General features: G+C 39.8%; 10 protein-coding genes and 2 pseudogenes. All 12 read left to right on the top strand.

Annotated elements, in window-relative coordinates:
• Window positions 1-84 precede the first annotated feature (84 nt).
• A complete protein-coding gene (gene ccsA / locus IIC38_18025; GenBank protein MCH8127827.1) occupies window positions 85-753 on the top strand; it encodes a cytochrome c biogenesis protein CcsA in 669 nt (222 codons plus the stop codon).
• Window positions 750-890, top strand: coding sequence for a CcmD family protein (locus tag IIC38_18020; protein MCH8127826.1), 141 nt, complete (start codon window positions 750-752; stop codon window positions 888-890). Before ccsA (IIC38_18025) ends, IIC38_18020 begins: the two co-directional genes overlap by 4 nt.
• Before the next feature lie 34 nt (window positions 891-924).
• Window positions 925-1246 (top strand): annotated as a pseudogene (locus tag IIC38_18015) (DUF4258 domain-containing protein).
• Window positions 1243-1488 carry a YgiT-type zinc finger protein gene (locus tag IIC38_18010; protein ID MCH8127825.1) on the top strand — a complete coding sequence of 82 codons (246 nt, stop codon included), beginning with the start codon at window positions 1243-1245 and terminating at the stop codon, window positions 1486-1488. The pseudogene IIC38_18015 and the gene IIC38_18010 overlap by 4 nt, the downstream one beginning before the upstream one ends.
• Window positions 1489-1531: 43 nt before the next feature.
• Complete coding sequence (locus tag IIC38_18005; GenBank protein MCH8127824.1) at window positions 1532-1906, top strand: cytochrome c maturation protein CcmE; 375 nt, start codon at window positions 1532-1534, stop codon at window positions 1904-1906.
• Window positions 1903-4125, top strand: coding sequence for a cytochrome c biogenesis protein CcsA (ccsA, locus tag IIC38_18000; protein ID MCH8127823.1), 2223 nt, complete (start codon window positions 1903-1905; stop codon window positions 4123-4125). The genes IIC38_18005 and ccsA (IIC38_18000) overlap by 4 nt, the downstream gene beginning before the upstream one ends.
• Before the next feature lie 131 nt (window positions 4126-4256).
• A complete protein-coding gene (locus tag IIC38_17995) occupies window positions 4257-5060 on the top strand; it encodes a phytanoyl-CoA dioxygenase family protein (protein ID MCH8127822.1) in 804 nt (267 codons plus the stop codon).
• Between the two features lie 145 nt (window positions 5061-5205).
• Complete coding sequence (locus tag IIC38_17990) at window positions 5206-6249, top strand: PD40 domain-containing protein (protein MCH8127821.1); 1044 nt, start codon at window positions 5206-5208, stop codon at window positions 6247-6249.
• A gap of 71 nt (window positions 6250-6320) precedes the next feature.
• Window positions 6321-8114, top strand: coding sequence for a M28 family peptidase (locus tag IIC38_17985; GenBank protein MCH8127820.1), 1794 nt, complete (start codon window positions 6321-6323; stop codon window positions 8112-8114).
• Window positions 8095-9396, top strand: coding sequence for an NAD(P)/FAD-dependent oxidoreductase (locus IIC38_17980; GenBank protein ID MCH8127819.1), 1302 nt, complete (start codon window positions 8095-8097; stop codon window positions 9394-9396). Before IIC38_17985 ends, IIC38_17980 begins: the two co-directional genes overlap by 20 nt.
• 274 nt (window positions 9397-9670) lie before the next feature.
• Window positions 9671-10048 (top strand): annotated as a pseudogene (locus IIC38_17975) (DUF559 domain-containing protein).
• 187 nt (window positions 10049-10235) lie between these two features.
• Window positions 10236-11669, top strand: a 1434-nt coding sequence (gene pckA / locus IIC38_17970) for a phosphoenolpyruvate carboxykinase (ATP) (GenBank protein MCH8127818.1), incomplete at its 3' end; no start/stop codon positions are given.

Below are 11669 nucleotides of genomic sequence, written 5' to 3'. Positions count from 1 at the left end.
TTCATCGGCTCAATTTTACTGTTTGAATATGTTTGGATTCTATGAATCTTGTACGATTATTGTAACTTGTAGGAAATATAAGAAATGATGAAGGGATTAAAAATTTTCATTTTTTTTTGGATGACCCTGGTTCTGATTGCTTCATTGAAATTCGCCCCTGAAGCTGCGGGTTTCGAAAGCACCTCGAAAGTTTTATTTTTCCATGTACCAATGTCATGGATAGCTTCCCTGGCCTTTTTGGTTTCTGCAATTTTTAGCGTTCAATATTTACGGAATCGAAACAACAAAAGTGATATTTGGGCTTCTGCATCGGCTAGCCTTGGTTTTTTGTTTTGCATTTTGGCAACAGTAACAGGGTCGATTTGGGCTAAATTAGAATGGGGATCTTATTGGAATTGGGATCCTCGTGAGACTTCAATTATTATACTTTTATTAATTTACGCCGCTTATTTTGCTTTACGCTCTGCCCTGGACGACGAAGAGCAAAAGATGCAATTATCTTCAGTGTATTCAGTTCTGGCTTTTGTTACTGTTCCTTTTCTGATCTTTGTGATCCCGAGAGTCATAGATACGCTCCACCCTGAAAACCCCATCATGACCAATGATTCAGAAATGAAAATGACCGGTTCCATTCGAATTGTGTTTTTCGCTTCATTATTCGGGTTTACAATGATCTACTATTGGATGCTGCGACTCAAAGTGGATTTAGAGTTAATAAAGCAACAACTTGCAGGAATTGGAGAATCTACATGAGTGAAAATGTTTTATTGGTTGTATTTTTAATTGTTTGGTTTGGAATTTCATCATATCTTTTCTATCTCGACAGAGAAATTAAAAGAATTAAGCAAAAGTTGGAGCTACAAAAGGAAGTTAAGAATAATAAAATTTAAACACGATTTTTAAATTCATCATATTAAGGAATTCATGTCAATAGAGGTAAGTAAACTCATTGATGCGATTCATTCAAATCGAATACGAATTACCGATCATGCAGACGAGGAAGCATTTGCTGACAGATTGAAATTAACAGAGATTTTGCGTTCAGTATTGAATGGAGAAATTATTGAAGAATATCCAAAAGATAAACCTTATCCAAGCTGTTTAGTTTTCGGAAAATTGAAAATGGAGAACCGATTCATTCAGTTTGGGCTTATGATGAAGATCGTAAATGGTCAGTACTAGTAACAGTATACAAACCTGACCTGATTTATGGATCAAATATCGTAAAAGAAAGAAAAAGGAATGAAATCATTTCAGAAATGTCCATTATGTGGAGGTAAGTTAATTATTAAAGAAGTTGAAAAGCTCTTACGGGGTGGAAATCATACAGCTGTAATTAAAGTTATGGCAGAAGTTTGTAGTCATTGCGGAGAGCGTTTATATCAAAAGGAAACCGTTGAAAGATTTGAACAAATTAGGTTAAAACTAGAAAGTGAAGATATACAAGAATTTAAACCAATAGGGAAATCTTATCAGATCAGTACCTAACATTTCAAATTTGAATGATAAATATTAATAATAAAGGTTCGTCATGAAACCCAAATTTATAGTCGGTATAGTTGCCATCATAGTGTTGATCATTTTTGCAGGGGTAAACCTGACAAAATCTTTAACACCTTATGTGACTCTAAAAGAAGCGAAGGCTTCTCAAGCAGTCGTTCAATTTAAAGGCACCAGAGTCAATGGTAGCGAGTATTACGATATCGAGAAGAAGGTATTTTTCTTTAATCTAATTGACGAAAAGGGAGATGAATGCCAGGTCGTTTATAGTGGCGTTAAACCCTCCAATTTTGGACAAGCTACAGAAATTGTTGCAATAGGTAAATATGTAAACGATAGATTCGAAGCTCATCAACTATTGGTGAAATGTCCTTCAAAATACCAGGCTGAGGAGTCGAAATCGTGATAGTCGGTTATATTTCAATTGTACTGGCATTCTGCGCATCCCTGGTGGCTGCGGCAGCCTATTTTTATTATTACAGATCAAATAATAATAAATTTCTTTCAATCGCTAATTCAAGTTATACCGTGATGTCTATTGCGGTATTTTTCGCAATCGGATTATTACTTAGCCAAATCTGGTCTTACAATTTTCAACTAAACTACGTATATAGCCATTCTTCCAGAGCTCTTCCCTGGCATTTCGTTTTCTCGACATTGTGGGCAGGGCAAGAAGGCACATTTCTAATGTGGACTGCTTATTCAAGCATTTTTGGGTTTATTCTAATTCGTAAAACTGTCAGGAAAAACCCCCTTGTATTATTTTTTCTGGTTTTAACCCAGTTTTATATTCTCCTGATCTTACTTGGCCGTGATCCATTTCTTATGGTTTGGGAGGTTCGTCCCGATATCCCAGTCGGATTTGTCCCCGCTGATGGTGCGGGCTTAAATCCACTATTACAAAATCCCTGGATGCGCATCCATCCACCTACCCTGTTTGTAGGTTATGCTTCAACTGCAATCCCCTTTACTTTTGCAATGTCTGCCATGGTCCGTAAAGATTTTACAACATGGATTATCGAAGCCAGGCGATGGATACTTTTTACAGTTCTCATTCTAGGAACAGGCGTCATGATGGGTGGTTACTGGGCCTATACAACTTTAGGCTGGGGAGGATATTGGGGCTGGGATCCGGTCGAAAACGCTTCTATTATACCGTGGATATTTTCAGTGGTAATGCTACACGGAACGATGATACAAAGCAGACAAAAAGGATTGGTTCGATCCAATTTAGTTTTCGCCGGGCTAGCCTATATCTCAATGTTATGGGGCTCTTTTTTAACCAGAAGCGGAGTATTGGGTGATTTTTCCGTACATTCCTTCGCTGCATCTGACTTGAATATTTACTTGATCTGCTATGTAGGCTTGTTCCTGTTCATGTTTCTAGGTTTATATATTTACAGCACACGAGGTATTCGAGGTACATCCTTTGCTGACGGTATATTAAATCGAGAATCCTTTATCCTTTTTGGAATGACAGCTTTCCTGTTTTCAGGAATATTTACGTTTATCGGAACCTCGGCGCCATTTTTTACAGCATTGGTTAATAAGCCTGCAGGTGTAAGTATCGAGTTTTATGAGACCATTCATATGCCAATAGCCCTATTGCTTATGGCATCAGTTTCCTTCGCACCTTTATTGGCATGGAAGGTCAATGCGTTTCGCAATATCAAACGCTTGAATACTAGTTTAATCATCAGTTTTTTCATTACCACTTTTGCTGTAATCGTAGGACTCAATCAACCCATTTCAATCTTGTTATTTTTCCTGTCTGTATTTGCGATTATTATTAATGGTTGGGTTGTGTATGAATTTATCAAGAAAAAACCGGGTAAAATGGGTGGATATTTGGCGCATGTTGGCTTAGGATTCATGGTGATTGGTATCATCACATCAGCAATGTATGATAGATCAGAGAAAATTGCCCTGCCAAAAGACCAATTTCAAAAAACCTCATTTGGTTACGATATAAAATTTGTCGGATTCAGGGAAATGCCTGATGGTAAAGATCGGGCACAGTTGGTTTTAAAATCGGAAAATGAAGAATTTACCGCTGAAATGCAATTCTATTTTAGTGAGTATACCAACAGCTACATGCTCAATCCATATATAAAGTTGAAGCCTCTGAAAGATTTATATATTTCACCGATTAGCTTTGTTCCGGCAGAAGATCAAAATTCGCACCAGCTTTCTCTGGCGCAAGGACAAACGGGTAAGTTTTCTGATATTGCAGTCACTTTTAACGGGTTCGAGGTGAATCAACACGGCGAAGCTCAAACCATGATAGTCAAAGCAAACCTAACCGTCGAAGTCCCCGATGGCTCTTATTCAGAAAGGCATGATCTGGCGCCTGAGTACAAATTAGAAAACGGCAAATTTAGTTCAACAATCGTGGATGTTCCAGGACGGGATGGTGTAAGCGTTAAAATTGCGAGTGTTGATGCCAGCAATAGAACCGTTCATTTAGAGTTTAACTCAACAAATGGCGGCATTAAAGGTGTGGATTATTTAGGAATTGAAGTCAGTGAAAAGCCTTTCATTAGTCTCTTGTGGTTCGGAATTCTGGTTTTAATGTCTGGGGTAATCGTTACAATAACGGATCGCAAGAAGAAGGCGAAGGTTTAGTTTTTTTCCCTATTCATATGTGACTCCATATAGATTATTTTCCTTGATTCCTGAATTTGTGTCATTTGATCCGCCAGTTGACGGAGAAGAATGACATTTTTTTTATTCAACTTAAAATCGACAATATTATCATGGAAAAGAATCATAAATATTCTTTAAACAATATTTACAAACTCTCCCAAGACCAAATCAATTTTTATGAGAAGAATGGGTTTTGCCTGCTTAGGAATGTTCTTTCAAACGGTGAAGTCAAATACTATCGAGACATTATTGATCATGCGGTATCAATTCGTTCGGGTCACGATAAAAGAACACTCTCTCAAAAAAGTTTTTATGAACGTGCTTTCACACAATGCGGCCATTTATGGTCGGAATTTCCTGATGTAATGGAATTTACAACCAGTAAAAGATTAGCTGGAATTGCCAAACAATTTTTTGGGGGAAAACATGCAAGACTCTGGCATGATCAGGCTTTATATAAACTGCCAGGTGGCAGCATTACCGAACCACACCAGGATATGGCTTACTGGCCAATGCTGGATCGAAATGCAGGAACGATATGGGTAGCGCTTTCAGAAGCCTCTATTGAAATGGGCGCCATGTTTTTCATTCCGGGAACACATAAGTTAGCTATAGATAGTTGGAATCACAAACTCAAAGAGAACAGTGATCTGCTTGATCGCCTGCCGGAATATCTCAAGAAGAAAGCGATTGCATATGATTTAAAACCCGGCGATGCCACGTTTCACCACGGCTTAACAATTCATTACACAGGTGAAAACAAAACTGAGGTTATTCGCAAAGCCATGTGTGTGATTTATTTTCCGGATGGTGTGCGTTATGATGCCAATAGTCCGGAGGCTCATCATCACTGCGCTGCCGGCACGAAACATGGCGAGCCAATTGCAACAGGTAAAAATCCAATTTTGGCTTGATATTTTTGTAACCTGATCTCAACTGTATTCTAAAAATTTCCTTCATATATATTTATCAACCACATTTGATTGAATTAATTTTGAACTAAAATTATGTTCTATTAACAATTCCTGAACCTTCAATGTAAATAAAATAGGTTTTCCCATGCGATTTCTAATAATAGCCTTATCTGTTTTCGTCGTTTTGAACAATATTGGCTGTGAAGATGCCAATGATCCTTATTTGTTTGAAAATGAACCCCACCTTAAAAATATTAAAATGTTGACTGATTCTGGCGAGAATGCAGAAGCCTATTTCTCATTTGACGAATCCAAACTAAGCTACCAATCTACATCAGGAGGTTTGGAATGTGATCAAATATTCTTGATGAATCTGGACGGCACGGGCAAAAGGATACTATCAACCGGAAAAGGACGAACTAGTTGTGCATATATTCTTCCGGATGGAAATTCTATATTATATGCTTCAACACATCTAGTGGATGAGAATTGTCCCGCCCCACCTGATTTTTCCCGCGGATATGTCTGGAAACTGTATGACAGTTATGATATTTTTCGGGCGGATTTGGATGGCAATATCCAAAAACAGCTAACCAATTCACCCGGGTACGATGCTGAAGCCACAATTTCTCCAAAGGGGGATAAGATTATATTTACATCAACTCGCGACGGGGATCCGGAAATTTATGTCATGGATCTCGATGGCAGCAACCAGACTCGATTGACCTTCGAAAAAGGTTATGACGGTGGACCTTTCTTTTCCCTGGATGGCAGTAAAATCGTTTTTCGCGCCAGCCGGCCAAAGACAGAGGAAGAGCTTAAGGACTATGATGACTTAGTGGAAAAAGGCCTGGTTCGTCCGGGTATTTTGGAAATATATGTGATGGATGCAGATGGTTCAAATATGAACCAAGTAACCAATTTTGGCAAAGCCAGCTTTGCGCCATTTTTCCATCCCGACGGTGAACGTATTATCTTTGCTTCAAACTACTTAAGTGAAAATACAAGAAATTTTGACCTATATATCATAAATGTTGACGGAACAGGTTTGGAGAAAATAACAAACTTTGAATTATTCGACGGTTTTCCGATGTTTACCAAGGATGGCGAACATTTGGTCTTCGCTTCAAATCGGTTTAACAAAAACCAGGGCGATACAAATATTTTTATCGCCGATTGGGTAGATTGATTTGAAGTTGGACCTTATTCTGCATTAAATATTTAAAATTTATACGTTAACAATAAAAGGGTGTTATTACCATGATCAATTTTTTAGTAACCTTACTTTCAATCCTGGCTTTTTCACCAGGACAGCTGGATGAGAAAAAGAACTCGAATCCGGAAATTACTGCTGCCGAATTTCAAAAACACATTAATTTCCTGGCTTCCGATGAATTAGAAGGCCGTTTCACTGGCAGTGAAGGCAGTTTGAAGGCCGGTGAATATATCAAATCAGAATTCCAAAATTATGGATTAGAGCCATTTTTTAATTCCGATTATTTTCAGGAATTCCCGTTCGTTGCTGAATTAGAAATCACAGAAAATAATTCGTTAGCTATTCAATTTGGAGAAAATACGAATTATATAAATATTGTGAATGACTACACCACAGCGCCGTTTTCCGATAAACTAAACTATACGGGAGATCTGGTATTTGTCGGGTATGGTATCTCGGCAGCGGATCTCGACTATGACGATTACGCCGGCGTCGATGTGCAGGATAAAACGGTCTTGATTATGCGGTATAATCCGGAATATGATAACCCACATTCAGAATTTGAAAAATATTCAGCATTTCGTTATAAAGCAACGACTGCCAGGGATAAAGGCGCCAAAGCGGTCATTTTCGTAAATGGTCATTTGCCAAAAGATTCTGAAGATAAATTAATGAAACTGCGATATGACCAGGCGGCCAATGTTCATTCCATGGGAATTGTTCAGGTTAAACGCACTATCGTCGATAAGCTTTTCCACCAGGCGAATCTCAATTTTGCTGAACATCAAAAAAATAGTAGTGAAACCAAACAACCGTCGTCATTCGTATTTAAAGATGTAAAAATCAAACTGGAAACTGAGATCAAGGAAATAATAAAAACCGGCAGGAATGTAGTGGGACTGCTGCGGGGTAATGACCCGGAACTTGCAGATGAATATGTCGTTATTGGCGCTCATTTCGATCACCTGGGATTTGGTAAGACCGGATCATTATATCGAGGCGAGGACATCCTGATCCATAATGGTGCGGATGACAATGCATCGGGTTCTGCCGGGTTACTTGAACTGGCGCAAAAATTTGCCGACCAGAAAGAAATGTTGAAACGAAATATGATCTTTATTGCATTTTCGGGTGAAGAGCTCGGTTTACTTGGCTCCGCGCACTTCGTGAAAAATTCACCAGTCCCGACAGATCAAATGATCGCAATGCTCAACATGGATATGATCGGCCGAATGGATGAGAATAAACTCATCGTTTATGGCGCCGGTACCTCAACAAAGTGGAAAGATGTGCTGAACGAATTGAACCACGATAATTTCAAACTCACATTTCATGATGAGGGTTATGGGCCCAGCGATCATACTTCATTTTATGGAAAAGCCATACCGGTGCTGCACTTTTTTACGGGAGCCCATCCGGATTACCATCGGCCTTCGGATGACGCCGATAAAATAAATTCTACAGGCGCTCAGCAAGTAATCGAATATGTTTATCGCATTGCAAAAAACGTCAATAACACTTCCGGTGAAATAGATTATGTGAATATCCCGCAACGCCAAACAAGCAGGCGTGGATTCAGGGTTTACGTTGGCACCATTCCCGATTATTCCGAAAATGTCAAGGGCCTCAAGATTTCCGGCGTTTCGAAAGACGGCCCTGCTGAAAAGGCTGGCCTTCTGGGCGGGGACATCATCATAAAGTTCGGCGAGAAGGAAGTCAGTAATATTTATGACTATACTTATGCTTTACAAGATGCAACCCCGGGCGATATCGTTGATGTTGTCGTCATTCGAAACGACAAAGAAATGACATTTAAAGTTGAACTCGGCGCACGATAAAAATCGATCTGCAAATACCCATCAAGTTGTTATTATTGGTGGTGGTTTCGGGGGGCTTTATGCCGCGAAATTCTTAAAGCGAACTCCTGTTTGTGTAACCTTACTCGATCGTCGAAATTTTCATCTTTTCCAACCGCTCCTTTACCAGGTAGCGACGGGTGGGCTTTCTCCAGGTGATATTAGCGCGCCATTGCGATCAGTCCTTAAATCTCACAAAAACGTTACAGTAATATTAGGAGAAGCAGTTGATATTGATCCATCTAACCGGGTTGTGAAATTAATTGATGGTGAAATTCATTATGATACCCTCGTTGTGGCAACGGGAGTCAAGCACCATTATTTTGGCAATGACCAATGGTCTGATATTGCGCCGGGGCTAAAAACCATAGAAGATGCGCTTAATATCCGCAGTCGAATCTTACTGGCATTCGAAGCGGCCGAACGCGAGCATGATCCAGAGATTCGCAAAGCCTGGCAAACCTTTGTGTTGATTGGTGGCGGACCGACCGGAGTTGAATTAGCAGGGGCTTTGGGCGAATTATCACGAGCCACGTTAAAACATGATTTTCGTAATATCAATCCCGGCGACAGTAAGATTATTCTGGTTGAAGCAACTGATCGAATTTTGCAATCTTATCCACTTAATCTATCAATACAAGCTGAGAGGGCACTTACAAAGTTAGGCGTTACCATTGAATGCAACAGCATGGTTACAGAAATAGAACCCGGCACATTACACCTTCAGCAAAAAGAGAAAACCGTAAAATTACAAACCAAAACGGTTCTGTGGACCGCTGGAGTTCAAGCATCGTCATTTACCCAAAAACTGGTCGAACGAACCGAAGCAAAAGCCGATCAATATGGCAGAATTTATGTGCAGAAAGATTTATCCATTGAAGGATATCCTGAGATCCTGGTCATCGGCGATTCGGCTAATTTTTCTCATCAGACGGGTAACCCTTTGCCTGGTGTTAGTCCGGTAGCCATGAAACAAGGCCTGTATGCAGCTCGATTAATCCGAAATAGAATTGCAGGGAAAGATGTCTCTCCTTTTAAATATTTCAATAAGGGTAACCTGGCCGTCATCGGTAGAAATGCGGCTGTCGCCGATTTGGGTTTTTTAAAATTCCATGGCTTTTTTGCCTGGCTGCTTTGGATTTTTATCCATATTGCCTACCTCATTGAATTTGACAACCGAGTCTTAGTACTATTTCAATGGGCCACGAATTATTTTACCCGCAAGCGAGGCGCTAGATTGATAACCGGGGAATACTCAAAATAAATACACACCCCTAAATCCCCTCTCAAATCTCAAGAGGGGACTTAAACAGGTGACAATTGGACATTTCATAGCTATATAAGACCAAATATATCAATAAACAATTCAATTCAACTAATTCAAGGTAGCCAATGATCTCTTAGTTGAACCCAAAATAGTAAAGAATGAATTGAAAAAAATTCCTTATTGAAATAATAATCAATTGAAGTCAATTAAATCCTAAGTCCACTCTTGAGAGGGGATTTAGGGGTGTGTTATTGTTAAGGAAATCACAAAAATGCCTCGAAGAAAAATCATCGCATACAACCCAAAATTAAAGGAATTCGCCGGAAATTTACGTAATAATAGCACTTTATCGGAAATTTTACTCTGAAAAAAATTAAAAGGCAAACAACTTAGAGGATATGATTTCCATCGTCAAAAACCGCTGAACAATTACATTGTTGATTTCTTTTGTAACGAATTGATGCTAGCCATTGAAATTGACGGTCGTAGTCATGAATACAAAATACTAAAAGATCAAGAACGCCAGAATAAATTAGAAACACTTGGGATTCATTTTCTCCGATTTACGGATTATGAAGTGAAGCGTGTTGTTGATGATGTAATCAAAGTGATTGAAGCTAAGATTATTGAACTTGAAGAAGTGGATTGACAAGAAAACCCCCGTGTGAACAAAAAAATTCCCAATAAAGAAATTGCAGGTTAGTTAAAACTATGTCTAAATAATGGCTAACATAAGATAGGCTTATTATTTTCAATTTGAGCCCGATATTCCTTAATGGGTGTGTTTTTTTAAAATTATACCTGGTTTGTAGCTTAAAAAATGGAGAATAGAAAAGATGCAAGGGACTGATCAATTAAGAAACCAGCTTGAGGATGCTGGAATAAAAAACCTCAGGAAACTTAATTGGAATTTATCCGCTCCAGACCTTTATACACATGCGATAAAAAGAGATGAAGCCAAACTTGCAGACAATGGACCGCTGGTAGCCATTACGGCTCCCCATACCGGCCGAAGCCCTAACGACAAATTTACCGTTCGAGAACCTTCAAGTGAGAAACAGATCTGGTGGGGCAAAGTGAATGTAGAAATCAGTGAAGAAAATTTTGAAAGGCTGCATAAAAAAATACTGGACTACCTGCCAGGACGGGATGTTTATGTGTTTGATGGCAATGCAGGTACAGACGAGCGCTACAGGCTGCCGATTCGAGTGGTTACCGAAAATGCCTGGCAAAACCTGTTTGCGAGAAATATGTTCCTGCCTTTAAAAGGTCAGGCGGAAATGGAAAATCATAAACCGGAGTTTACAGTCCTCCACGCACCTAATCTGCAGGCAGATCCAAATACGGATGGCACTGTTTCCGGAACATTTGTAGTCATCCACTTCGGCAAAAAATTGGTTTTAATCGGCGGTACCAGTTATGCTGGTGAGATTAAAAAATCGATATTTACGATTATGAATTACCTGCTGCCGCAAAAGGGAATTTTCTCCATGCATTGTTCTGCAAATATTGGCGTAAACGAGGATGTCGCCCTGTTTTTTGGATTATCCGGCACTGGCAAAACAACCCTTTCGGCAGATCCATCCCGGAGATTAATTGGCGATGATGAGCATGGTTGGAGTGATGATGGCGTTTTCAATTTCGAAGGTGGATGTTACGCAAAAGTCATTCGCCTGTCGGAAGAAGCTGAGCCGGATATTTACAAAACCACCAGTATGTTCGGCACAATTCTGGAAAATGTAATTCTCGATCCTGTCACACGGGTTCCGGATTTAGATGATGCTGAAATCACCGAAAATACCCGGGCGTCCTACCCGATTTCTTTCATAGAAAACCATGAACCCTCCGGCAAGGGCGGCCATCCGAAAAATATTTTTATGCTGACCGCCGATGCTTTTGGCGTGATGCCGCCAATCTCTAAATTGACGCCGGAACAAGCCATGTATTATTTCCTATCCGGTTACACTGCCAAAGTTGCCGGAACAGAAAAAGGAGTGACCGAGCCCAAAGCTGTATTTAGTGTTTGTTTCGGAGCGCCTTTTATGGCATTGCACCCATCGGTTTATGCCGACCTGTTAGGCAAAAAGATGCAGGAACATAAAGCCAATTGCTGGTTGTTGAATACAGGCTGGGTTGGCGGGCCTTATGGCGTCGGCAGCAGAATTCAGATTAAATATACGCGAGCCATGATTAAAGCTGCCTTGGAAGGATCGTTAGCACAAGTAGAAACAATCCAGGATCCATTCTTTGGATTGCACATACCCACATCA

The sequence above is a fragment of the candidate division KSB1 bacterium genome (assembly GCA_022566355.1).
Classification (GTDB): Bacteria; Zhuqueibacterota; JdFR-76; order JdFR-76; family DREG01; genus JADFJB01.
Note: the sequence above shows the minus strand (reverse complement) of the source record. Positions and strands in the feature narration are given on the sequence as shown.